Consider the following 23,672-nt stretch of genomic DNA (forward strand, 5'->3'; position numbering starts at 1 on the left):
ACCCAAAACCCCGGACCCACAGGACAAACAGGCCCGGCACCACGCTTCGACCTGCGCAGCAGCCCCCTCGAAAACCTCCTCACCTACAAAACCCGGCCCCACCAACAGGGCTAACAACACCAAAAGCCGCCGCCCCCGCACATTAGCGACCGACACGGCGGCGCCAAAAGTGCGGAAACGGCGGCAAACCCAGGGCCTCGACAAGCTCGACCACCAGAGACAAGCTCGACCACCGCCGACAAGCCCGACCGCCGAGGACAGGCCCGTCGTCTACGCGTTGATGTCGTGCAGGTGGTGGATGAGATCGTGCAGGAAGTACCCGGACAGTGTGAGGACCGTGAACTCGGATCCGTTGCTGCGCAGGCCGCGCCTTCCCCATTGGGCCGGACCCACGGCCGCAAATGCGGATGCTGCGTCCTCGCCGTTTTGGACCAGGTCCTGCGACACCAGCGTAGGGTCAAGGCCGCCGTAGTTGCCCTCCAAAGCCGCCTGGTCCTGGTCCCAATTGGCGAAAGTGGGGTTGTCCTCGGACAGCATCAGCTCCAGGCGGCCCTCGAACACGTCAAAGACGTCACGCACGTGCGCCGCGTACTCCAGGACTGACCACGTCGAGTCATTGGGGCGGATTTCCACGCCGGCACGCTTGAGTGCGGACTGCCAGCGGGGGAGCAGTGCGGGGATGGTGGTGGCTGCAATGGCCGGCGTGGTGTTGGAGGCGTCAAAACCGCACTCCGGGCACGGCTTCGTCAGCACCCACGTCCAGTCTTTTGCATCGGGGATGATTGGCATGCGGCCAGTCTATGCCGCCGCTCAGTCGGTGGGGAGCTCGAACGCCTCCTGCGTAAGCTGCGGGAGCGGGGCGGGATCGTTGGCCGGAGCGGGTAGTCCAGCCATCTGTGCCGATGAAGGCGGCGTTGCCGCCTCTCCCGCGCCTCCTGCCGCGGTGGGGGTGCCATTGAGGCTTGGACCCACCAGGTCGATGGTGGCGGACAGTGCCACGCCGGAGCCGTCGCGATGACCATGCTCCACGGGGAGGGCGCGCACCACGCCGGCGGCGGAGGAAGCCTTGGCGGGTCCGTGTCCGGCCCAGGAGACAGTCAGCCGGTCTTCGCCCTTGAGGAAGCGATGTGCCCGGACGCCTCCGGTGGCACGGCCCTTGGCGGGGTACTCCGAGAAGGCTGTGACCTTCGCACTGCCTGACGGAGTGCCCGGAAGGGCATCCTGCCCGCCGGCCACCGTGACGACGACGGCGTCGCCGTCGTGCGGGGAGACCACGGTGAAGCTGAGCACCTGGTCGCCGGCACCCAGCTTGATGCCGGCCATGCCGCCGGCCGTGCGCCCCTGCGGCCGGACAGTGGCGGCACTGTAGTGCAGCAGCTGGGCGTTGGCGGTAATAAAGACCAGCTCGTCGCCGTCCGCCGCGGGAGCCGCGCCCACCACGAAATCCTTGGGCTTTAGTGAGATGTATTCCCATTCATCCCGGTTCAGGGGGTATTCGGGCATGACGCGCTTGACCACCCCGGCCGCCGTTCCCACAGCAAAGACCTTGTCCAGTGGGACAAAGCCCACCAGCACCTCGCCCTTGGTGAGGGTGATGAACTCCTTGGCTGCGACGGCCCCGGCCAAGTTGGGCAGGGCCGCCGTGGGGGGAAGCACCGGCATGTCCACCACTTGCAGGCGGAGCATGCGCCCCAGCGACGTGAGTGCGCCAACCTCGGCCCGTGCAGAGGTCCGGACCACGGATGCGTAGACGTCGTGCTTCGACCGTGAGCCGGACTCCGCCAACGGATCCGCATTGCTGGTGCGGGCAATCTGCCCCGTCGCACTCAGCACCACCCAGCACGGGTCGTCGGCAATTTCCAGTGCCAGCGGGGCCAACCTGCCCTTTCCTGCCGGACCGGCCGCCGCGAGGGCCTTCGCCACCGACGGCGCCACGGCCTCGGACTCCAACAGCACCGTCCGGCGGGGCGTTGCATACTTTGCCGCCACCTCGCCAAGCTCGTCGGAAACCAGCTGGTGCAGCAGCTCCTTCGAGGCCAGGATGGCCTCGAGCTCGGCAATTTCGCGGCGCAGCTCGTCACGTTCCGCTTCCAGCTCCACCATCGAATAGCGGGTCAGCTGCCGCAGGCGCAGGGCGAGGATGTAGTCGGCCTGGACCTCGGACAGGTCGTAGATGGCCATGAGCCGTTCCCGGGCCGCTGCAACCTCATCGGAGGTGCGGATGATCTGGATGACCTCGTCGATGTCGAGGATCGCGATGAGCAGCCCCTCCACCAAGTGGAGCCGGTCCTGCTTCTTTCCCAGCCGGAAGGCCGTTCGACGGCGAACCACGTTGATCCGGTGCTCCACAAACACGCGCAGCAGTTCGACCAGGCCCAGCGTCTGCGGCTGGCCGTCCACAAGGCACACATTGTTGATGCCGAAGGACTCCTCCAACGGAGTGTAGCGGTACAGCTGGGCCATCACGGCGGCAGGGTTGAAGCCGTTCTTGATCTCAATGATCAACCGCAAGCCGTTCTTGCGGTCCGTCAGGTCAACAAAATCACTGACACCCACCAATTTCTTGCTGTTTATGGCGTCGGAGAGCTTGTCGCGCACCTTCTCCGGGCCCACCAGGTACGGCAGTTCGGTGACCACCAGGCCCACGCGGCGCGGGGTGATCTGCTCCACCGCCATCTTGGCCCGCGTCTTGAAGGAGCCGCGGCCCGTGGCGTAGGCATCGCGGATGCCCTGCAGACCCACGATCCGGCCGCCCGACGGCAGGTCAGGCCCCGGGATGAAGGCCATGAGGTCATCCAGGGTGGCGTCCGGATGGGCAATCAGGTGCTGCGCCCCGGCAATGACCTCGCCCAGGTTGTGCGGGGCCATGTTGGTGGCCATGCCCACCGCAATGCCGCTGGCGCCGTTGACTAGGAGGTTGGGGTAGGCGGCGGGCAGCACCGACGGCTGCGTCATCTGGTTGTCGTAGCTGGGGACAAAGTCCACCACGTCCTCGCCCAGGTTCCCTGTCAGTTCCAGGGCCGGTGCGGCCAGGCGGGCCTCGGTGTAGCGGGGGGCAGCGGGGCCGTCGTCGAGCGAGCCAAAGTTGCCGTGGCCGTCAATGAGCGGCAGGCGCAGCGTCCAGTCCTGGGCCATCCGCACCATGGTGTCGTAGATGGCCGTGTCGCCGTGCGGGTGCAGCTTGCCCATGACCTCGCCCACCACACGGGCACTCTTGACGTGGCCCTTTTCCGGGCGCAGGCCCATCTCGCTCATCATGTAGAGGATGCGCCGCTGCACCGGCTTGAGGCCGTCCCGGGCATCCGGAAGGGCCCGCGAATAAATCACCGAATAGGCGTATTCCAGGAACGAGCCTTCCATTTCACTGGACACATCGATCTCAACAATATTCTCGGTGAAGTCATCGTCGACAGGTGGTTGGCGCTTGGCCATGATGGCGGGGGTTCCTATTCTGTGCTGCGGGTCTAGCGTTCCGGCACGGAACCCGGCCGCGCGAAGACGTGGCCGGGAGCAAACTAGTCGGTACAGTGATTCTATGGTGAAGCCAGCGCCCGAACCCGTATATCCGGCACATTGGGAGGCCGACGTCGTCCTGCGAGACGGAAGCACGGGACACCTGCGCCCCATGACCCCCGCCGATGCCCCCGCCGTGCAGGCCTTCCACATGGCCCAGTCGCAGAACTCCATCTACCTACGTTTCTTCACCTACAAGTCCAGCCTGACGCCCAAGGAGCTGCGCCGCTTCACCGAACTGGACTACCGGGACCGCGTGGCATTTGTCATCACCCGCGGCGGCGACATCATCGGCATTGGCCGGTATGACCGCCTGGACGACCCGGCCGAGGCGGAGGTGGCGTTCAATGTCTCCGATGCCAACCAGGGCCGCGGACTGGGCTCCATCCTCCTGGAACACCTGGCCGCCGCCGCCCGGGAAAACGGCATTGGCCAATTCACGGCCGAGGTCCTGCCGGAAAACCGCAAGATGCTGCAGGTCTTTTCCGACGCCGGGTATGAGGTCCACCGGCATTTCGACGAAGGCGTGGTCTCGCTCGCCTTCGACATCGACCCCACCCAGAAGTCCCGCGCCGTCATGGAATCGCGCGAGCACCGTGCCGAGGCCCGCAGCGTGGCCGGGCTGGTGGCGCCGGCCTCCATTGCCGTGATTGGCGCCAGCCGGGCGTGGGGCAGCATCGGCCAGCAATTGCTGGAGCACGTGGTGGAGGGCGGCTTCACGGGGGCCGTGCACGCAGTCAACCAGGAGGCGCTGGAAGTTTCGGGCATGATGCCGTACGCCACCATTGCCGACGTGCCCGGCCCCGTGGACCTGGCCATCATCGCCGTCCCCTACGACCAGGTTGCCACGGTGGTGGAGCAGTGCGGAGCCGCCGGCGTCAAGGGGGTGGTGGTGGCCACGGCAGGATTCGCCGACGACGGCGTCCACGGCCTGGCGCTCCAGCGTGCACTGGTGCGCCAGGCGAGGGCAAACGGCATGCGGCTGGTGGGTCCGGCCTCCCTGGGGCTGGCCAACACTGACCCCGCCGTTTCGCTCAACGCCTCCATGGCGCCCGAACTTCCCCTGCGCGGCGGGCTGGGCATCTTCAGCCAGTCGGCCGCCCTGGGCGTGTCCCTGCATGCGTCGCTGAGCCGCAGGGACGTGGGCCTGTCCACCGTGCTGTCGGCCGGAAACCGGGCCGATGTTTCAGGCAATGACCTGATGCAGTTCTGGGAGGACGACCCCAACACCACAGCGTGCGGGCTGTACCTGGAGTCCATTGGCAACCCGCGCAAGTTCTCCCGGATTTCCCGCCGGCTGGCCCGCAGCAAGCCCGTCATTGTGGCGAAGTCGGACACCATGGGGCTGCAACTGCCGCCCGGCCACGCCGTCCGGACCACCCAGGCCCCTCCCGGGGCGCTGGACGCCATGCTCCGGCAGTCCGGCGTCATCCGCGTCAACACCATTGAACAGTTGACGGACGTCGCCCAGCTGGTCGTGGGGCTGCCGCTGCCCCGCGGCCCCCGGCTGGCCATTTTCAGCAATTCGCTGGCCCTGGGCAAGGTGGTGGCCGATGCCGCCGGGCATGAGGGGCTGGAGGTGGCCGCCGTCGTCGCCGACCTGGAACTGGACACGGGCCAGTCACGGGCCCTGCCGATGCTCCGCCGCACCGTGTCACAGGCCCTGGCGCGTCCCGACGTCGACCAGGCCATCGTCACCCTGCTCCCCGCCGCCGGCCTCACCGTGGACGCCATTGCGGCCACGCTCAAGGCCTGCTCCGACGACGCCGGCAAACCCGTGGTGGCAGTGTTTGCCGGCATCGTGGACCGGCGCATCGACGTCAACCGGCAGCTCGCGGGCGGCCTGCCCTCCTATTCCAGCCCCGGGACGGCCATTGCAGCCATGGCCGCAGTGGCCCGCTACGCAAAGTGGCGCACCCTGCAAAAGCCAAGCTTTGACCTGCCCGCGGGCGTGGACACCGACGCCGCCGGCCAGCTGCTGGAGCAGTGGCTGGCGGGGGTGGCCGGAGACGGCCTGGTGGAGCTGAGCCCGGCCCGCACACGTCAACTGCTGGCCCTGTACGGCATTGACGTCCTTGAATCCGTGCCGTTCACCACCGACGACGAAGCCGTGGCTGCCGCCGAACGCTTGGGCTGGCCGGTGGCCATCAAGACCCTCGAAGCGACGCTGAGGCACCGGCTGGACCTGGGTGGGGTGCGCATCAACATTGAAGACGCAGCATCACTGCGCCGCAACATCGGCCACATGCGCAAGCTGTTGGAGCCATACGGCAACGTCGGGCTGGAGGTCCAGAGCATGGCGGAGGTCGGCCAGTCCTGTACGCTGCGCGCCATTGAGGACCCGCTGCTGGGTCCGGTGGTTTCCTTCGGGCTGTCCGGGGACGCCGTCAACCTGCTTGACGACTGGGCGCACCGCATTCCGCCGCTGACCGTGGATGACGTGGCGGAGCTGGTGCGGGCGCCCCGGGCGGCCAAACGGCTGTTTGGCTATGCCGGCCTGCCCGCGGGCAACCTGCCCGCGCTGGAGGGGCTCATCGCCCGGGTGGCACTGATGAAGGACGAACATCCCGAGATCGCCTGGGTGGAGTTCAACCCCGTGCTGGTGGGTCCCGGAACCGTGACCGTGCTGGCCGTGAGGCTGCGCATCGGCAACGCCGCCCAGCGCACGGACAGTGCCCGGCGCGCCATGATTTCCTAGCCGGAGCGTGACGCCGGGCGCCCGGCGGTTCGCTTTAGCCACCGGCACAGTGCCAAAATGGGGGCATGAACAGCAACAGCTTCGGTCCGCCGGCACAGACCAAGGGCCGGGACCTGGAATCCGCACTGCAACGGGCGGGCTTCTATCCCCGGCTGGTGTCGGATGTGGTCAACGACGCCCTGGACGGCCAGGATTGCCTGGCACACCTGGTCCACGTGGAAACACATTTTGACCGCACGGAGGTCCACCGGCACATCACCGTCCTGGTCCTGACGGAGGAGATGCTGGTCATCACCCACGTGGACGACCAGCAATTGGACGACACCGGCGAGCAGGTGGTGGCCCAGGTGTCGACCGAGTCGGTGCCCGTGGGCCAGATCCGCTCAGTGGTCCTCAGCTACGTCTACGCCCAGCCGCAGGACTACAAGCCGTCCGACCCCGCCCGTGAACTTACCGTCTCCATCGCCTGGTCCGGCGGACAGCGTGTGGACCTGGGCCCGGCGTCGTGCGGGGACCCCAACTGCGACGCCGACCACGGCTACACCGGGACCATCGCCCAGGAGGACATTGCCCTGCGCATCAGTGCCGAGGCCGAGGGCCTGCAGGCCGTGGCGGACGCCAAGGCCTTCGCCCGGGCCCTGCGCACCGTCAACACCGGTGCCATCCCGCCTGCCCACGGCAGCCAGTCCCAAGGCCCCAAGTTCCCTGTCCTGGGCCAGCGCCTGGGCCGCAACCACTACCGGCGCTGACGGGGGTGGCACAGCCGCCGCTCCCGGCCGCCCCCGCCTACGGCAAGGCAAGCATCGCCGACCTCCTCACAAGCGCGGCTGCCGCCATGGGCGCCTCCGGGTTCAGCAATGTTCTGCGGCTCCCGGCCGCCCGGCGCATCTGCGTGGTGCTGGTGGACGGGCTCGGCAAGGCACTGCTGACCCAGCGTGCCGGGCATGCGCCATTCCTGCGCGGCGTCATGGCGGCCGACGGCGGCGGGGAGCACCCGCGGACCCTGCATGCCGCTTTTCCCAGCACCACGGCCACCTCGCTCACCAGCCTTGGCACGGGGCAGGTCCCCGGACAGCACGGCATGCTGGGCTACGACGTCCTGGACCCCGAACAGGACAAGGTGGTCAACCTGCTGGGCAACTGGGACGGAGGGGTCGACCCCCAGCGCTGGCAGCCGTTTCCCACGGTCTTTGAGCAGCTTGACGGCCGCATTCCCACCGCCACGGTGAGCCTGCCCAAGTTTGCGCAGTCGCCCATGACCCGGGCCGCCCTGCGGGGGACCACCTTCCTCGGCGCCACCTCGCCCCAGGCCCGCGTCCAAGTGGCGGCGGAGACCCTGGCTGCGCACCCCACCATGCTGCTGTACCTCTACTGGAGCGAACTGGACAAGGCCGGCCACGGGCATGGCGCCGACTCCGCAAGGTGGGAATCCCAGCTGGAGGAGCTCGACGCCGGGATGAAGCGCCTGGCCGCCACCGTCCCGCCCGACACGCTGATCCTGCTGACAGCAGACCACGGCATGGTTGACGTTCCGCGCCCGGCCCGGATCGACTACTCGCAGTACCCTGAGCTGGTGGACGGCGTCCGGCACACGGCAGGTGAGCCCCGCATGGTCCACCTGTACCTGGAGCCCGACGCCGGTCCCGGGGCCTGTGCACGGCTCGTCGCTGCCTGGCTGGAAAGGTTTGGGACGAAGGCGTGGGTGCTCACCAAGGATGAGGCCGTGGCCTCCGGCTACTTTGGCGAGGTGCGCGACGGCGCCTCGGGCCGCATTGGCGACATCCTGGTGCTGGCACGGGAGACCATCGCCTTTTACGACCTGCGCCGTGTGGGCCCGCACGCCATCGAGATGGTGGGCCAGCACGGTTCCATCACGAAGGCCGAGCGGGAAGTTCCGCTGCTCCGCATCCCCGTCACTGCGCGCAGCCCAAAGGGCTCCAAGCGGCGGTAAGGTTCACGAAGCCGCCGGGCGGTCAGTCGCCCTTGGTGCCGAACACGATCTCATCCCAGCTGGGGACGCTGGAGCGTTTGGGCTTGGCCGTGGCCTTGCGTTCGAGCCGTTCGGCCACTTCGCTGTCGGAAGGGGCGTCGTGGGCCTCGTCCTCCGACGCCGGGGATTTCCGGTCCGCACCGTGTCCAGCAGGCGTGTGCCGCAGCGACGGAGCGCCTGAAAGCGTAATTTCCCGGGTGTCGGTGCTCACCTCGCCCACGCCCACCAGCGGGGCGTCGTCGTGGTGGTGGAGGTTAGGGGCCAGGGAAAGGAACGGGATGGCCCGCAGCCGCTTTCGGCCATGTTGGGAAGCAGCCGGGGTATCGGCCTCCGCCGGCACATCCTCCGTGGCCGCCGGGTTGGCGCCCGGGTTGGTGGCCGCCGGCGCGGTCAAGGCAGCCTCGCCGCCGTCCGTCCCGTCCGTGTGTGCGTCGTCGTCGGCCTGCCCGCCGTCCGGACCGTCCTGGCCCCATGCCCCGCCTTCACGGGCGTGCGCTGCCGGGACTTGGGCGCCGAGCATGGCGGCAAGTTCGTCGTCGCCGTCTTCGTCCAGGCCCAGCCGCTGGCCGCGGCGGGTGCGCAGCATGTCGAGGAGCCCGTTGCCGGGGTACTCGTCCGCGGGGTCCCCGTCGGGGGCGTCGGTCTCCGCCGGAGTTTCGTCTGCGCCGTCCCCGGAGTCGCCGTCGGCCGCGTCAGTTTCAAAGTCAAAGGGCCGGTCCGCCACGGCACTGAGGCGGCGTTCGGGCACGGGCCCGTCCACGGGCTCCAGCTCGCTGAGCTGCTGGGCCCACCGGTTGGCATTGAAGAGCGACTTCCGTCCCGTGTGGAACGTCCACCGGGCAGGCGGCGGCTCACCAATGCTGCTGGCGGCCCACTCGGTACCCGGGGCAAAATCGGCCGTGACCGACCAGGAGCCGTCGTGCACCCGCCAGGCATCCCAGCGAAGCGTGGAAGTGTCAATGCCAAATGCGCCGAGCCTGTGGTTGACCATTTCATCCAGGGTCACGGCCTGGTCGCCAAAAACGGAGCGGAAGCCGTCAGTGTCCGCCGCGGCCACTTCCACCCGGCGGGCCAGCTGGGCTACATGCTCGCGTTCGGCCAGCACAGGGCCCTCATAGCGGCGGACCTGCTCCAGGGGCAGGCCCGAGTGTTCGGCCACGTCGGAGGCCGAGGCGCCGCCGCGGATCTGGGACTGGATTTCGCGCGGCGACAGCCGCGTTCCGGAGGAACCGTTCTGGGTCGGCCGGCGCGGGGACCTGGCAGTGGCCAGCCGAAGCGCCTCGTCAAGGGGCAGCAGGTAAATTTCCCCGCCGGTTCCACTGAGAAGCAGGTGTTCGCCGTCTTCATGCACACCCACCAAACGTAGATCCGCCATACAGCCCTCCAAAGTCATTTAGTGTCACTTCGAAACTTTGCCACCGAACGGCCGCAAATCCTACTACCGGGGCAGGCGTGGCGTGAATGGACCCGCCAAAAGTGGGGGACCGGCGCCGCTTGTACGCCTGCCGCGAACGCGGGCATATTTGCCCCCGTGGACCCGTTTCCAAGTCTAGGGTATTGGCAGTTGCCGTACGCCCTGCAGGGCCTTGCCGCTAGCCGGTGCACCTGGCACTGCACGCAGAAATGCACTGGAAAAGGAGATTGGTGGGAGTCGACATGGCAAGGGATTATGATGCGCCGCGCAGCAATGAGGAAGACAGCGCGGCCCGTGGCTTTGAAACCCTGGCGCCGCGCCCCGAGTCATCGACCGTGATCGACCTGGACGAGGTCGACCTGGCGGACAGCTATGAGTTGCCGGGCGGGGACCTGTCCGGGGAAGAATTGGCCGTGGAGGTGCTTCCGGCCCAGGCGGACGAGTTCACGTGTTCGTCCTGCTTCCTGGTGCGCCACCGCTCCCAGCTGGCCCGCCAGGACGGGGCGCTGATGTACTGCACGGACTGCGAAGGCTAGTCCTGGCGGTGTGCCCGGCTCCCCAGGGCGGCGGCGAGCCGCTCGGGGTTCCGGGATGACGCCAGCCAGTAAGGCGTCTTGTCGTTGGGGTCGGTGATCTCCACCTTGACCACCGGCTTGATCCAGCCGCGGATGCACAGGTAGGCCAGGCCGTTGAGCCGCGTGCCGCGCTGTTCGGTGGCGTCGTCGCCGTGGTACACAGACACTGCGCCGATGAACTCACGCTCAATGACGGCCCGGCCCACCTGCAAGGTGGTGGCGGTCACCTCGATCTTGGGCGTCGAGAGGATGAGCAGCGCCGTCTGCAGCACCAGCAGCCCCACAAAAGCGATAATGCCGGCCAGTTCGCTGATGGGAATGAAGATAAGGATGCCGGCGGCCGAAAGGCCCACAACAATGACCCACGCCCAGATGTTGGGCCACAATTTTTCGGTGTAGCTTGCTGCGGACAGGGGGGAGGCATTGAGAGCCTGCTCGGAAGACATGACCCAAGCTTTTCACCTTTTGGCCCGTTATTCACATTGGGTCCCCTGCCCGGGGGTGCCTTGGCCTCCGTCCGTTCGGGATAGAGTGTCTTCCTGTGACCAACCAGACTTTTGACAGCACGGCCGATGGCGGGCAGGCACCCACCGTGACGGTCCAGTTGCGCATGCTCGACGACGGCATCGAAGCCCCCAGCTACTCCCACCCCGGCGACGCAGGGGCGGACCTGCGCACCCGGATCGACGTGGTGCTTGGGCCGGGGGAGCGGGCCCTGGTGCCGACAGGCGTGTCGCTGGCGCTGCCCTTTGGATTTGTGGCCCTGGTCCACCCCCGCTCGGGGCTGGCCACCAAGCATGGGCTGACCATCGTGAACAGCCCGGGCACGGTGGATGCCGGCTACCGCGGGGAGGTTTCGGTCACCTTGCTCAATACGGATGCCCGCCATCCCATCGCCCTGTCCCGGGGCGATAGAATTGCACAACTGGTCATTCAACGCGTTGAACATGCAGCGTTTGACGTGGTGCAGGAATTGCCGGATTCGGTGCGCGGCACCGGCGGATTTGGTTCCACCGGCGGCTTTGGTACAGCCACGTCCTAAGGGCGCCACCCGGTCCGGCCGGCACCGGCTGGTCACCGGCCATTACTTACAAGGAGTTTCCACCCCATGGCTTTTGGGTTCGGCAAGAAGAACAAGAAGAACAGCGAGCAGGAGTCCGCCGCGGAAACGACCGCGGGCCAGGGCAAGGCAGGGGACGCCCTCGCACTGCCCCCGGACCCCTCGGACACGGCCTACGACCGCGGCATCCACGGCCCGCTCGACGCCGATGAAATCACAAACACCGACGGCTACGTTGACCTGGGCGCCCTCCTGATCACCCCCCGCGAAGGCCTGGCACTGCGCCTTGAAGTGGAGGAAAGCACCTCCCGCGTCATCGCCGTCACACTGGATTTGAACGGCTCCAGCCTGCAGCTGCAGGCCTTTGCCGCCTCCCGGTCCGAGAAGCTGTGGCGGGACATCCGCGAACAGATCGGCCTGTCGGTGGGGTCCCAGGGTGGCGAAATTGAAATTCTCGACGGCACCTTCGGCAAGGAAGTCCTCGCCAAGGTCCCGGCCCAGGCCAGCGATGGCAGCATGGGATTCCGTGTGGCCCGCTTCATCGGCATAGACGGCCCCCGCTGGTTCCTGCGCGGCGTTCTCGGCGGCGACGCGGCCGTGAGCAGGGAAGCGGCCCAAGAGCTGGAAGACCTGTTCCGCGGCGTGGTGGTGGTGCGCGGGGAGACCCCCCTGCCGCCCCGCGACCTGCTGGTGCTGCGCCTGCCCAAGGACGCCGTCACCAACCAGGAAGGGCAGCTTCCCGGCGACCATGCAACCCCCGCGCAAGGCGGGGAACCCTTCCGCCGCGGCCCGGAAATCACGGCGATCGGCTAGTCCCATGCCCACTCAGCCAGCAGGCTGGCCCACACCGATTGCCATCAATGAGCTGCCCCTGCGCGGCCGCGTGGTGTGCGCGGGCGTCATTGACGCAGTCACGATAGTGCCGGCGTCGGCCTCGCCGCAATACTCGGCCATCATCGCCGACCGGGAGTTCCACCGCGTCGCGAACGACGGCGGCAGCCACCGGCTCAGGCTGGTCTGGCTGGGGCGGCGCAGGGTTCCCGGCATGGTCGTGGGCACCCGGGTGCGGATCGAGGGCATGGTCTCCCTGCGGGACGGCCTGCCCACCATATACAACCCCCGCTATGAAATCATCGGAACCCAGGAGACGTAAGTTGACGCACAGCAGCCCCGGGGACGACGCCGGCAACAAGGCCGCACCCGACGCGGCCGGGACGGAGCAGCCCGGCGGATTCGCCGAGCTCGCCCAGGAGATGGCCGCCAAGTCGTCCCTGGTCCGGAAGGAAAACGGCCACATTGACCTGCTGGCAGCGGCAGGCGGCATTCGCGGCATCGCCGAAAGCGTGCTGCCGGGCCTGGTGTTCCTGGTGGTGTTCACCATGACCCGGGACCTGGCCGTGTCCCTGGTCGGCTCGGTGGCGGTGGCGGCCGTCTTCCTGGTGGCCCGGCTGGCCCAGCACACCCCGCTGACGCAGGCCCTGGCCGGCATTGCCGGCGTCGCGCTGTCTGCCTTTCTGGCCATGAAGACGGGCAAGGCGGAGAACTTTTACGCGGTGGGCTTTTACACGAACGCGGCCTACATCGTGGCCATGGTGGTCTCCATTGCCGTCCGGTGGCCCGTCCTGGGCCTGCTCTTTGGCTACGCCCGCAACGAGGGCGTGCGCTGGCGCCACAAGACCGAACGCCTCCGGGCCTACCGCGCGGCCACCTGGATCCTGGTGGGGGTCATGGCGGCCCGCCTGGCCGTCCAGCTGCCCTTATACTTCGCCGGCAATGTCGACGCCCTCGGCGCCATGCGCCTGATCATGGGCGTTCCGCTGTACGCCTTCGGCCTCTGGGTGGCCTGGCTCGTCAGCCGCCCCGTGAAGGACAGCTAGTCCGCTGACGACAACAGGGCGCGGAGCTCGTCCTCGGCCCCAATCGTGGAGACAAAGAACAGCTCGTCACCTGACTCCATGACGTCGTCGTTGCTGGGCGTAATGGGCGCCTCGTCCCGGAGGATGGCCACCAGCGTGGCGTCCTGCGGCCAGTCCACCTCGCCCACGGTCAAGCCGATGATGTGCGATTCGCCGGGCACCGTGAATTCCACCAGGGAGGCCACCCCTGTCTGCAATGTCAGCAGGCGCACCAGGTCGCCGATCTCCACCGCCTCCTCCACGAGGGCCGTCATGAGGCGCGGGGTGTTGACGGCCACGTCCACGCCCCAGGAATCGTCAAACATCCAGTCGTTCTTGGGGTTGTTGACCCGCCCCACGGTGCGCCCCACGCCGAATTCGGTCTTGGCCAGGAGGGACACCACCAGGTTGACCTTGTCATCGCCGGTGGCGGAAACAACCACGTCGGCTTCCTCCAGCCTGGCTTCGCGCAGCGTGCTGATTTCGCAGGCGTCGCCCACCAGCCAGCGTGCCCCGCGGAGCCCGCTCTTGCCGATCACTTCGGGCTTGGGGTCGATGAGCAGCAGTTCGTGGCCGTGGGCCAGCAACTCGCGGGCAATGGAACAGCCAACGCTGCCCGCCCCGACAATGACTACCAGCACGTTAGTTCTCCTTCAGTGGTGCGGCGGCCAGAATGCGGGCCACCTCGGCAGTATCGGTGCCCTGGATCATGGCATGGACCGTGTCGCCCTGCTGGTAGCTGGTGTCCGGGCCCGGCAGCATGCCTTCCCCAAAGCGGGTCAGGTAGGCCACGCGCAGCGGCGCGGCATGTTCCAGGGACACAATGTGATGGCCGATCCAGGCAGGGTTCAGGACCAGCTCCGTGAGGATCAACCGGCCCGACGGCTCACGGAAGTCGCCCTTGATGGCAGTCTCCGGCAGGATGCGGCGCAGTACCTGGTCGGCGCTCCAGCGCACCGCGGCCACGGTGGCAATTCCCAGGCGCTGGTAGATTTCGGCGCGGCCTGGATCGTAGATGCGGGCCACCACGTGTTCCACGTGGAAGGTTTCCCGGGCCACGCGGGTGGCCAGGATGTTGGAATTGTCGCCGCTGGAAACGGCCGCAAAGGCATAGGCGTTTTCAATGTCCGCCTGGCGCAGGGTTTCCCTGTCAAAGCCGACGCCGGTGATCTTGCGCCCGCCAAAACCGGTGCGCAGGCGCCGGAAGGCGCGCTCATCCTGGTCAATGATGGCCACCGAGTGGCCGGAGTCCTCCAGCGTGTGTGCCAGGGTGGCACCAACGCGCCCGCAGCCCATGATCACAAAGTGTGCCATTGATGCTCCTCGTTATGGGCACTGCAACACAGTGCGGCTACTAATCTGACGCCTCGGGTGCCTGCCGGTCAAGTTGGAAGAACCGGCCCGGCCCCTATATGGAAGTGTGTCACGTGATGTGCCGTCATGACTTTAGCCCCGCAAGGGACTAGCGTTACCCGCGTGCTGAATTTCTTCAACGCCATCAAGCGCGTTCTTGTGGGCAGGCCCTATCGCAACGACAGGCTTGCACACACCTTGCTGCCAAAACGCATTGCCCTGCCGGTGTTTGCCTCCGATGCATTGTCCTCCGTGGCGTACGCCCCGGACGAGATTCTGCTGACGCTGGCCCTGGCCGGGGCCGCCTCCGTGGCGCTGGCCCCGTGGGTGGGGCTCGCCGTCATGGTGGTGTTGCTCACAGTGGTTGCCTCCTACCGGCAAAACGTGCACGCGTACCCGTCCGGCGGCGGCGACTACGAGATTGCCAATGTCAACCTGGGCAAGAGCGCCGGCCTGACCGTCGCCTCGGCGCTCATGGTCGACTACGTCCTGACGGTGGCGGTGTCCATGTCCTCGGCCGCCAACTACCTGGCCACGGCGGTGCCCGGCTGGCACGGCACCCAGGCCGCGGTCGCCGTCGTCGGGGTCATTGTCCTGGCCCTCGTGAACCTGCGCGGCATTCGGGAGGCCGGCAGCGTCTTTGCCGTGCCCACCTACATTTTCATGTTCTGCATTTTCGCCATGACGGCCGTGGGGCTGTTCCAGTCCGCCACGGGCACACTGGGCCGGGCGCCGTCGGCGGGCTTTGAAATCATTCCGGAGGCGGCCTTCAACCAGGGCCTGGTGGGCCTGGGCGGGGCCTTCCTGCTGCTGCGCGCCTTCTCCTCCGGTGCCGCCGCACTGACCGGTGTGGAGGCCATCAGCAACGGGGTGCCGAACTTCCGCAAGCCCAAGAGCAAGAATGCAGCCACCACCTTGCTGCTGCTGGGCGGCATCGCGGCGGGCATGATGGCCGGGATCCTGTTCCTGGCCAATGCCACGGGCGTGCACATTGTGGGGGACCCGGCCACGGAATTCCTGGTGAACGGTGTGGCCCCGCCGGCCGACTACGTGCAAAACCCGTCCATCAGCCAAATTGCCGGCACGGTCTTTGGCATCGGCTCCATCCCGTTCTTCATCATTGTCGCCGCCACGGGCGTCATTCTGGTGTTTGCCTCCAACACGGCATTCAACGGCTTCCCCGTGCTGGCCTCCATCCTGGCCCGGGACGGCTACCTGCCGCGCCAGCTGCGCACCCGCGGGGACCGGCTGGCCTACAGCAACGGCGTGATCCTGCTCGCCGTCGGGGCCCTGGTGCTCATCATTTCCTTCAACGCCGACGTCACCAAGCTGATCCAGCTCTACATTGTGGGCGTGTTCATCTCCTTCACGGCCAGCCAGCTTGGCATGGTGCGGCACTGGACCCACGAATTGCGCACCGTCAAGGAAAAGGCGGTCCGCTTCCGCATGATGCGCTCCCGCGTGATCAACAGCATTGGCTTCACCATGACGCTGACGGTGCTGATCATTGTGCTCATCACCAAATTTGAGCAGGGTGCCTGGATTGCCCTGCTCGCCATGGCCGTGCTGTTTGCCATCATGTGGAGCATCCGCCAGCACTACGACAATGTCGCCAAGGAGCTGGCCGTGGACACCGATTCGGCCACCAGGGCCCTGCCCGCCCGCATCCACGCCGTGATCCTGGTCTCCCATGTGCGCAAGCCCGTGATGCGCGCCCTGGCCTTTGCCCGCGCGTCCCGGCCGTCCTCGCTGGAGGCCATCACGGTAGACCTGGACCCCGCCGAGACGGAACAGACAGTGGCGGATTGGGACCGGCTGGACATCCCGGTACCGTTGACTGTGTTGGCCAGTCCCTACCGGGAGACGCTGACACCGCTGATCAACCACATCAAGGCCATGCGGCGCGACTCGCCGCGCGACTTGATTGTGGTGTACATCCCGGAATACGTGGTGGGCAAATGGTGGGAGCAGCTGGTGCACAACCAGACCGCCCTGCGCATCAAGACGCGGCTGCATTTTGAACCCGGTGTTGTGGTGGCCAGCGTGCCATGGCAGCTGAAGTCGTCCACCGAAGCCAGGAAATACCAGGAATACCAGGAATAACTTTCATGAGCACTTCCCCCAGCGAGACCCCCGCCGCCCGCCTCACCGTCACGGTTGGCCCGGTGGCCCACGGCGGACACTGCGTGGCCCGGCACGACGGGCGCGTCATCTTTGTCCGCCACGCCATCCCCGGCGAAACCGTGGAGATTGCCCTGACCGAGCACGACGCCGACGCCAAGTTTTGGCGCGCAGACGTCACCCGGGTGCTTGAACCGCAGGCGACGAGGGTGGAGCACTTTTGGCCCGAGGCCGACGCGCTCCGGGCCGCGGCGCGCGGTGCCGTGCCGGTGGGCGGGGCCGAGTTTGGCCACATTTCCCGTCCCGGCCAGCTCTCCCTGAAAACCTCTGTGGTCAGGGAGCAGCTGGAGCGCCTGGGCGGGCTGTCCGCCGGGGCCATTGACGCCGTGTTTGGCGGCGTGGAGGATGTTGACGCCCCGGGCACGCCGGAGCAGCAGGCCGGGCTCGGCTGGCGCACGCGGGTGGCCTTTGCCGTCACGCCGGGCGGGAAGCTGGGCATGCACGCCCACCGCTCCCACGATGTGCTGGCGATCCGGGAGATGCCCCTGGCCGTCCCCGCCGTGAACGCCCTGCGCCTGTGGGAGCTGGACTTCACGGGGATCGAACGCGTTGAAGTGGCGGCCCCCGCCAACGGTTCGGCCGCCCTGGTGCTGCTGACCACGCGCGAGGGACTCAGCGAGAAGGCCGCAGGGCACGCGGTCACCCGGGTGGCCCGGGCCCTTGCCGGGCGCGAAGAGCCGCCGTCCGTGGCCCGCCTGAACCCTGAAAACGGCGGCATCACCATCGCCAGCGGCCGGGGCTGGGTCCGGGAAACCACGGCGGACCACGAGTTCAGGGTCACCGGCGACGGCTTCTGGCAGATCCACCGCAAGGCCCCGCAGGTCCTCACCGACACCGCCCTTGGCTTCCTGCTCGCCGGAGGGCACCTCGACGACGGCGCCAGTGTGGCAGACCTTTACGCCGGCGCCGGGCTGTTCACGGCGCCCCTCGCCGACGCCGTGGGCCCGGAGGGCAGCGTGCTGTCCGTGGAAGGCTCCCCGGGCACCAGCCGGGACGCGCGCAAGAACCTGCACGCTGCGACTCAGGTGGAGATAGTGCAGGGGCGGGTTGAACGGATCCTGGGCGCCCCTGCCCGCCCGGCGCGGTCCGCAGCCGGACAGCGGGGCCACTTCGACGCCGTCGTGCTTGACCCGCCCCGGGCCGGGGCCGGGAAGGCCGTGGTCAAGGCGCTGGTGGCAAGCAGCCCCTCGGCGATTGCCTACGTCTCCTGCGACCCGGCCGCCTTTGGGCGGGACGTGCAGTATTTCGCCAACGCCGGATGGCGGCTGGAGAAGCTGCGGGCCTTCGACCTGTACCCGCACACCCACCATGTGGAGACGGTGGCGCTGCTGGTGCCGGCTGGTGCCGGCGGGGACGTTCTTGGCCGGTAAAGGCCCCCGCACCGGGCCCGCCCGTGACCTCACACGCAGCAAGCCCCAAAGCACCGTCCTGGCCGAACGCCGCGACGAACACCGGCGGGCGGCACTGGCCCTGGCCCGGGACCGGCTCCTGCCGGTGGACGCGGGGGAGCTGGCGCGCACCGGGCTGACTGCCGCCCAGGTCCGGGAGCGGGTGGCCGCGGAGCTGACGAATGCCGTGCCGCACGAGAGCAGCCGCAGCATGTGGGCCATTGTCCGCTCCAATGTCTTCACCCTGTTCAACGCCGTGCTGGGCAGCGCCCTGGTGCTGGTGCTGCTGGTGGGGGACCCGCGCGACGCCCTGTTCGGCTTCATCGTGCTGGCCAACGCAGCCATCGGGGTGGTGCAGGAATACCGCGCCAAGCGCACCCTGGACAAGCTTGCCGTGCTCCACGCGCCGCGCGCGCTGGTGCTCAGGGACGGGGCGGAGCAGCAAATCGCCGTGGCGGGGGTGCTCCACGATGACGTGCTGCTGCTGCGCACGGGCGACCAAATCCCGGCCGACGCGGTGGTGCTCAGCGCCGAGTCCCTGGAAGTGGATGAATCCCTGCTGACGGGGGAGTCGGATCCTGTCACCAAGGCAGCCGGGGATACGGCGCTGTCTGGCTCCTCGGTGGTGGCCGGGCACGGCGCCGCCCGGGTGCACCGGGTGGGGCCGGACTCCTATGCCAGCGCCCTGACGGCCGAGGCCCGGCGGTTCTCCCTGGTCAACTCGGAGATCCGCAACGCCATCAACCGCATCATCCTGTACATCACGTGGGCGCTGGTCCCCATCATTGTGCTGGTGGTCAACGGCCAAATGAGCGCGCATGGGGGCTGGGCCGAATCCATCGCCTCCGGCAAGTGGCGCGTGGCCGTGGTCAGTGCGGTGGCCAGCATTGTCGCCATGATTCCCGAAGGCCTGGTGCTGCTGACCAGCATCTCCTTTGGACTTGCCGCGATGTCGCTGGCGCGCCGCCAGGTGCTGGTGCAGGAACTGCCTGCCGTGGAGGGCCTGGCCCGCGTGGACATGGTCTGCCTGGACAAGACCGGGACGCTCACCGAGGGCCGGATGGAACTGGCCGCCGTCACCGTGCTGCAGGCCGTCCCCGGCTGGGAGGCCGCCCTGGCGTGGTCGGCCGCCCACCCCAACGCCAATGCCACCGCCGCCGCGCTGGCTGACCGTTTCACCGTGTCTCCGGTGCAGCCCCCGCTGGACGTGGTCCCGTTCAGCAGCGCGCGCAAGTACAGCGCCGTCACCTTTGGGCCGGCGGCGGCCGGGACCTGGGTCCTCGGGGCACCCGAAGTGGTGCTGGCAGGCTCCGGCAATGCAGGGGTGGCAAGAGCGGGGGTGGCAGCTGCCGGCGTGGCAGCGGCCCTGGCATCCGCGCATGAGGCGGCCGGCCGCGGACTGCGCGCCGTGGTGCTGGCGCACCGGCCGGCGTCGGGCCTGAAAACAGCTGCACCCGCCTCGGCGGGGAACCTGGGCGCATTTTCCCTGGCGGGGCTCGAGCCCGTGGCGCTGCTGGCATTCCGGGAAAAGGTGCGCCCGGACGCGGCTGCCACCCTGGCCTACTTTCGCGAGCAGGGGGTGTCGCTGAAGATCATCTCCGGCGACAACCCCCGCACCGTGGCGGCAGTGGCCCGCGACGTGGGATTTGACTTTGAGGGCGACGGCTATGACGCGCGCAACCTTCCGGAAGGGCTCGGGGAACTGGCGGATGAACTAGCCGGCGTCAGCGTGCTGGGCAGGGTCACCCCGGAGCAGAAGAAGTCCATTGTGCTGGCCCTGCAGCAGCGCGGTCACGTGGTGGCCATGACGGGCGACGGCGTCAATGACGCCCTGGCCCTCAAGCACGCGGACATTGGCATCGCCATGGGTTCGGGCTCCGCAGCAACCAAGGCCGTCTCGCGGCTGGTCCTGCTGGACGGCCAGTTCTCGCACCTGCCATCGGTGGTTGCCGAGGGGCGCAGGGTCATCGCCAACGTGGAGCGGGTGGCGAACCTGTTCCTGAGCAAGACGGCCTACGCCATCATCATCTCCATCGCGATCGGCGTGCTGCTGTGGCGGTACCCCTTCCTGCCCCGCCAGCTGTCCATTGTCAGCTCCATGACCATCGGCATCCCGGCGTTCTTTCTGGCGCTGCTGCCCAACGCCCGCCGGTACCAGCCGGGGTTCCTGCGCCGCGCGCTGATGTTCTCCATTCCGGCCGGCACCATTGTGGCTGCCTGCATCATGGGCGTCTATTCCTTCGCCCGCGCATTCCCCGACCCGCGGCTGTCCGCGGATGCCGCCATCACCACGGCACAAACGGCCGCCACCATGACGGTGCTGCTGGTGGCGCTGTGGGTGCTTGGCGCCCTGGCCCGCCCCCTGGACTTTTGGCGGGCCCTGCTGGTTGCCGCCATGGCGGGAGGGCTGGTGCTGGTCATGGTGGTGCCGTTCGCCCGCACTTTCTTTGCCCTCGACATCCCCTCAGGGGCCCTGTTAGCGGTTACGATTGGCGTGACTGCGGCGGGTTGCCTGGCCGTTGAATTGCTGTACCGGTACCTGTTGGCGCGCGGTGCGGTGTCCAAACGTGAGTAAGGCATGCCTAACTGGCACCCCGGGTCCCACGTGACAAAGATGAAAGTAGTGGCGAGAGGAGTCCATCAATGACAAATGTGGACAGTTTCGGATCCAAAGGCGTACTCAATGTTGCCGGAACCGAATACGAGATTTTCCGGCTGAACTCGGTTGAAGGCGCTAAGAGCCTTCCGTTCAGCCTCAAGGTATTGCTGGAGAACCTCCTGCGCACCGAAGATGGTGCCAATATCACCGCCGATCACGTCCGTGCGTTGGCCGCCTGGGACCCCAATGCGGAGCCCAACACAGAAATTCAGTTCACGCCCGGCCGCGTCATCATGCAGGACTTCACGGGAGTTCCCTGCATCGTGGACCTGGCCACCATGCGCGAGGCAGTCAAGGACCTCGGCGGGGACCCCACCCGGGTCAACCCGCTGGCGCCTGCCGAGATGGTCATTGACCACTCCGTCCAGATTGACGTTTTTGGAAACTCCGGCGCCATCGAGCGCAACATGGAAATTGAATACCAGCGCAACGGCGAACGCTACCAGTTCCTGCGCTGGGGCCAGGGCGCCTTTGAGGACTTCAAGGTTGTCCCCCCGGGCATGGGCATTGTCCACCAGGTGAACATTGAGTACCTGGCCCGGACCATCATGACCCGCACGGTGGACGGCGTGCTGCGCGCCTACCCCGACACCCTGGTTGGCACCGACTCCCACACCACCATGGTCAACGGCCTGGGCGTGCTGGGTTGGGGCGTGGGCGGCATCGAGGCCGAGGCCGCCATGCTGGGCCAGCCCGTGTCCATGCTCATTCCGCGCGTGGTCGGCTTCAAGCTGACCGGCTCGATCCCGGCCGGGGCCACCGCCACCGACGTGGTGCTGACCATCACCGAGCAGCTGCGCAAGCACGGCGTCGTCGGCAAGTTCGTGGAGTTCTACGGCGAGGGCGTTGCGGCCGTGCCGCTGGCCAACCGCGCCACCATCGGCAACATGAGCCCGGAGTTTGGCTCCACGGCCGCCATGTTCCCCATCGACGACGTCACCCTCGACTACCTGCGCCTCACCGGCCGCAGCGACGAGCAGGTGGCACTCGTGGAGGCGTACGCCAAGGAACAGGGCCTCTGGCACGATCCTTCGGTGGACATCACGTTCTCCGAGTACCTGGAACTGGACCTCTCCACCGTGGTCCCGTCCATCTCCGGACCGAAGCGCCCGCAGGACCGCATCGAGCTGAGCAACTCCAAGGCCCAGTTCCGCTCCGACCTGCTGAACTACGTTGCCACGGATGCAAACGCCGAGGGCAACACCGTGGACGAGTCACTGGAGGAGTCGTTCCCGGCCTCCGACGCCCCGTCATTCACGCACCCGGACACGCACCAGCACGACGTCGTCCGCCAGGTGGTCTCCGCTGCCGCGGGCGCCAACGGCCGCCCGTCCGCCCCGATCCATGTGAAGAACGAATCCGGCGTCGAGTTTGAACTCGACCATGGTGCCGTCTCCATCGCCTCGATCACCTCCTGCACCAACACCTCCAACCCCTCGGTGATGCTGGCCGCGGCGGTGCTGGCCCGCAATGCCGTCAACAAGGGCCTGGTGTCCAAGCCCTGGGTCAAGACCTCCGTGGCACCGGGCTCGAAGGTCGTCACCGACTACTACGAAAAGTCGGGCCTGGTTCCGTACCTGGAGAAGCTGGGCTTCTACACGGTGGGCTACGGCTGCACCACCTGCATCGGCAACTCCGGCCCGCTGGATACCGAAATCTCCGCAGCCATTGCCGAAAACGACCTCTCCGTCACGGCAGTCCTCTCGGGCAACCGGAACTTTGAGGGCCGCATCAACCCGGACGTCAAGATGAACTACCTGGCCTCCCCGCCACTGGTCATCGCCTACGCCCTGGCCGGCAGCATGGACTTCGACTTCAACGCCGACGCCCTGGGCCAGGACGCCGACGGCAAGGACGTGTTCCTGGCGGACATCTGGCCGAACCCCGTGGAAGTCCAGGAAGTCATGGACGCCTCGATCGACCGTGAGATGTTCACCAGCTCCTACGCCACGATCTTCGACGGCGACGACCGCTGGAAGTCGCTCTCCACCCCGGAGGGCAACATCTTCGAGTGGGACCCCAAGTCCACGTACGTGCGCAAGCCTCCGTACTTTGATGGCATGAAGGCACAGGCCGATCCCGTCGAGGACATCGCCGGCGCCCGCGTGCTGCTCAAGCTGGGCGATTCGGTCACCACCGACCACATCAGCCCTGCTGGTTCCTTCAAGTCGGACACCCCGGCCGGAAAATACCTGCTGGAAAACGGCGTGGAGCGCAAGGACTTCAACTCCTACGGCTCACGCCGCGGAAACCACGAGGTCATGATTCGCGGAACGTTCGCGAACATCCGCATCCGCAACCAGCTCCTGGACAACGTGGAGGGCGGCTACACCCGCGACTTCACGGTTGAGGGTGGCCCGCAGGCATTTGTCTACGACGCATCCGTCAACTACCAGGCTGCCGGCACCCCGCTGGTGGTCCTGGCAGGCAAGGAGTACGGTTCCGGCTCGTCCCGCGACTGGGCGGCCAAGGGCACCGCGCTGCTGGGCGTCAAGGCAGTCGTCGCCGAGAGCTACGAGCGCATCCACCGCTCCAACCTCATCGGCATGGGCGTGCTGCCGCTGCAGTACCCTGCCGGGCAGAACGCCGGGTCGCTGGGCCTGACGGGAACCGAAACGTTCTCCGTGGAAGGCGTGACCGAACTCAACAACGGCACCACGCCGAAAACACTGAAGGTCACGGCCACCGCGGACGACGGCAAGACCACCAGCTTCGACGCCGACCTGCGCATCGACACGCCAGGTGAAGCCGACTACTACCGCCACGGCGGCATTCTGCAGTACGTGCTGCGCCAGATCGCAGCCAGCAAGTAGCAGGCAGCAGCCCCCGCAGGGGCGGGCAGCCGGGAAACCGGGTGCCCGCCCCTGCGGTGTTAACGCCCTTCCCTGTCCGGCGGTGGCGGCGGGACGCGATATTGTTAGACGTTGACAGTGCACCCAGGGAGGT

18 protein-coding genes are annotated in these 23,672 nt (G+C 67.5%); 12 read left to right on the plus strand and 6 right to left on the minus strand.

Annotated features, from left to right (window positions below):
• Positions 1 to 270: 270 nt before the first annotated feature.
• Positions 271 to 789: a DinB family protein gene (locus LPN03_RS14605; RefSeq protein ID WP_262454795.1), complete on the minus strand. Its 519-nt coding sequence runs from the start codon at positions 787 to 789 to the stop codon at positions 271 to 273.
• 21 nt (positions 790 to 810) lie between these two features.
• On the minus strand, positions 811 to 3,432 hold the full coding sequence (locus LPN03_RS14610; RefSeq protein WP_262454796.1) for a DNA topoisomerase (ATP-hydrolyzing) subunit A: 2,622 nt from the start codon (positions 3,430 to 3,432) through the stop codon (positions 811 to 813).
• A 103-nt stretch (positions 3,433 to 3,535) separates the two neighbouring features.
• On the opposite strand from LPN03_RS14610, the gene LPN03_RS14615 reads away from it, so the two are divergent.
• From LPN03_RS14615 to LPN03_RS14625, 3 genes are all read left to right on the plus strand, one after another.
• Positions 3,536 to 6,211 carry a GNAT family N-acetyltransferase gene (locus tag LPN03_RS14615; RefSeq protein ID WP_262454797.1) on the plus strand — a complete coding sequence of 892 codons (2,676 nt, stop codon included), beginning with the start codon at positions 3,536 to 3,538 and terminating at the stop codon, positions 6,209 to 6,211.
• 65 nt (positions 6,212 to 6,276) lie between these two features.
• Positions 6,277 to 6,960, plus strand: coding sequence for a DUF5998 family protein (locus LPN03_RS14620; protein ID WP_262454798.1), 684 nt, complete (start codon positions 6,277 to 6,279; stop codon positions 6,958 to 6,960).
• Positions 6,961 to 6,965: 5 nt separating this feature from the next.
• Positions 6,966 to 8,162, plus strand: coding sequence for an alkaline phosphatase family protein (locus LPN03_RS14625; protein WP_262454799.1), 1,197 nt, complete (start codon positions 6,966 to 6,968; stop codon positions 8,160 to 8,162).
• 22 nt (positions 8,163 to 8,184) lie between these two features.
• Here the strand turns inward: LPN03_RS14625 and sepH are convergent, their stop codons facing one another.
• Positions 8,185 to 9,576: a septation protein SepH gene (gene sepH / locus LPN03_RS14630; protein WP_262454800.1), complete on the minus strand. Its 1,392-nt coding sequence runs from the start codon at positions 9,574 to 9,576 to the stop codon at positions 8,185 to 8,187.
• A 281-nt stretch (positions 9,577 to 9,857) separates the two neighbouring features.
• On the opposite strand from sepH, the gene LPN03_RS14635 reads away from it, so the two are divergent.
• Positions 9,858 to 10,151 carry a DUF4193 domain-containing protein gene (locus LPN03_RS14635; RefSeq protein WP_262454801.1) on the plus strand — a complete coding sequence of 98 codons (294 nt, stop codon included), beginning with the start codon at positions 9,858 to 9,860 and terminating at the stop codon, positions 10,149 to 10,151.
• On the opposite strand, the gene LPN03_RS14640 is transcribed toward LPN03_RS14635, so the two are convergent.
• Positions 10,148 to 10,636, minus strand: coding sequence for a DUF3093 domain-containing protein (locus tag LPN03_RS14640; RefSeq protein ID WP_165182839.1), 489 nt, complete (start codon positions 10,634 to 10,636; stop codon positions 10,148 to 10,150). The genes LPN03_RS14635 and LPN03_RS14640 overlap by 4 nt on opposite strands.
• 95 nt (positions 10,637 to 10,731) lie before the next feature.
• Between LPN03_RS14640 and dut the strand changes: the two genes are divergently transcribed.
• The 4 genes from dut to LPN03_RS14660 all read left to right on the plus strand — a co-directional run bounded on the left by dut (position 10,732) and on the right by LPN03_RS14660 (position 13,127).
• Positions 10,732 to 11,232: a dUTP diphosphatase gene (dut, locus tag LPN03_RS14645; protein WP_262454802.1), complete on the plus strand. Its 501-nt coding sequence runs from the start codon at positions 10,732 to 10,734 to the stop codon at positions 11,230 to 11,232.
• Between the two features lie 66 nt (positions 11,233 to 11,298).
• On the plus strand, positions 11,299 to 12,063 hold the full coding sequence (locus LPN03_RS14650; protein WP_262454804.1) for a DUF3710 domain-containing protein: 765 nt from the start codon (positions 11,299 to 11,301) through the stop codon (positions 12,061 to 12,063).
• Positions 12,064 to 12,067: 4 nt separating this feature from the next.
• On the plus strand, positions 12,068 to 12,403 hold the full coding sequence (locus LPN03_RS14655; RefSeq protein WP_262454805.1) for an OB-fold nucleic acid binding domain-containing protein: 336 nt from the start codon (positions 12,068 to 12,070) through the stop codon (positions 12,401 to 12,403).
• Between the two features lies 1 nt (position 12,404).
• The gene (locus LPN03_RS14660) at positions 12,405 to 13,127 is read left to right on the plus strand and encodes a DUF3159 domain-containing protein (RefSeq protein ID WP_262454806.1); all 723 of its coding nucleotides are present in this window, start codon (positions 12,405 to 12,407) and stop codon (positions 13,125 to 13,127) included.
• On the opposite strand, the gene LPN03_RS14665 is transcribed toward LPN03_RS14660, so the two are convergent.
• Positions 13,124 to 13,786 carry a potassium channel family protein gene (locus LPN03_RS14665; RefSeq protein ID WP_165182843.1) on the minus strand — a complete coding sequence of 221 codons (663 nt, stop codon included), beginning with the start codon at positions 13,784 to 13,786 and terminating at the stop codon, positions 13,124 to 13,126. The two genes, LPN03_RS14660 and LPN03_RS14665, sit on opposite strands and share 4 nt — an antisense overlap.
• 1 nt (position 13,787) lies before the next feature.
• Positions 13,788 to 14,459 carry a potassium channel family protein gene (locus LPN03_RS14670; RefSeq protein WP_165182844.1) on the minus strand — a complete coding sequence of 224 codons (672 nt, stop codon included), beginning with the start codon at positions 14,457 to 14,459 and terminating at the stop codon, positions 13,788 to 13,790.
• A gap of 126 nt (positions 14,460 to 14,585) precedes the next feature.
• Here LPN03_RS14670 and LPN03_RS14675 point away from each other — a divergent pair, with 126 nt between their 5' ends.
• The 4 genes from LPN03_RS14675 to LPN03_RS14690 all read left to right on the plus strand — a co-directional run bounded on the left by LPN03_RS14675 (position 14,586) and on the right by LPN03_RS14690 (position 23,539).
• Complete coding sequence (locus LPN03_RS14675; protein ID WP_410468604.1) at positions 14,586 to 16,601, plus strand: APC family permease; 2,016 nt, start codon at positions 14,586 to 14,588, stop codon at positions 16,599 to 16,601.
• 5 nt (positions 16,602 to 16,606) lie between these two features.
• Positions 16,607 to 18,049, plus strand: a complete 1,443-nt coding sequence (locus tag LPN03_RS14680; protein ID WP_262454808.1) for a class I SAM-dependent RNA methyltransferase — start codon at positions 16,607 to 16,609, stop codon at positions 18,047 to 18,049.
• The gene (locus tag LPN03_RS14685) at positions 18,039 to 20,642 is read left to right on the plus strand and encodes an HAD-IC family P-type ATPase (protein WP_262454809.1); all 2,604 of its coding nucleotides are present in this window, start codon (positions 18,039 to 18,041) and stop codon (positions 20,640 to 20,642) included. Before LPN03_RS14680 ends, LPN03_RS14685 begins: the two co-directional genes overlap by 11 nt.
• A gap of 68 nt (positions 20,643 to 20,710) precedes the next feature.
• A complete protein-coding gene (locus tag LPN03_RS14690) occupies positions 20,711 to 23,539 on the plus strand; it encodes an aconitate hydratase (RefSeq protein WP_165182848.1) in 2,829 nt (942 codons plus the stop codon).
• Positions 23,540 to 23,672: the final 133 nt, after the last annotated feature.

Origin of the sequence: Arthrobacter sp. A2-55 (genome assembly GCF_025548615.1) — a bacterium.
GTDB classification, from domain to species: domain Bacteria; phylum Actinomycetota; class Actinomycetes; order Actinomycetales; family Micrococcaceae; genus Specibacter; species Specibacter silviterrae.

Bases quoted from the DNA above. Each gene is read 5' to 3' on its own strand.
- LPN03_RS14605 (WP_262454795.1), bottom strand. From the start codon at position 789: ATGCCAATCATCCCCGATGCAAAAGACTGGACGTGGGTGCTGACGAAG.
- LPN03_RS14610 (WP_262454796.1), bottom strand. From the start codon at position 3,432: ATGGCCAAGCGCCAACCACCTGTCGACGATGACTTCACCGAGAATATT.
- LPN03_RS14615 (WP_262454797.1), top strand. From the start codon at position 3,536: ATGGTGAAGCCAGCGCCCGAACCCGTATATCCGGCACATTGGGAGGCC.
- LPN03_RS14620 (WP_262454798.1), top strand. From the start codon at position 6,277: ATGAACAGCAACAGCTTCGGTCCGCCGGCACAGACCAAGGGCCGGGAC.
- sepH (WP_262454800.1), bottom strand. From the start codon at position 9,576: ATGGCGGATCTACGTTTGGTGGGTGTGCATGAAGACGGCGAACACCTG.
- LPN03_RS14635 (WP_262454801.1), top strand. From the start codon at position 9,858: ATGGCAAGGGATTATGATGCGCCGCGCAGCAATGAGGAAGACAGCGCG.
- LPN03_RS14640 (WP_165182839.1), bottom strand. From the start codon at position 10,636: ATGTCTTCCGAGCAGGCTCTCAATGCCTCCCCCCTGTCCGCAGCAAGC.
- LPN03_RS14650 (WP_262454804.1), top strand. From the start codon at position 11,299: ATGGCTTTTGGGTTCGGCAAGAAGAACAAGAAGAACAGCGAGCAGGAG.
- LPN03_RS14655 (WP_262454805.1), top strand. From the start codon at position 12,068: ATGCCCACTCAGCCAGCAGGCTGGCCCACACCGATTGCCATCAATGAG.
- LPN03_RS14670 (WP_165182844.1), bottom strand. From the start codon at position 14,459: ATGGCACACTTTGTGATCATGGGCTGCGGGCGCGTTGGTGCCACCCTG.
- LPN03_RS14675 (WP_410468604.1), top strand. From the start codon at position 14,586: ATGACTTTAGCCCCGCAAGGGACTAGCGTTACCCGCGTGCTGAATTTC.
- LPN03_RS14680 (WP_262454808.1), top strand. From the start codon at position 16,607: ATGAGCACTTCCCCCAGCGAGACCCCCGCCGCCCGCCTCACCGTCACG.
- LPN03_RS14690 (WP_165182848.1), top strand. From the start codon at position 20,711: ATGACAAATGTGGACAGTTTCGGATCCAAAGGCGTACTCAATGTTGCC.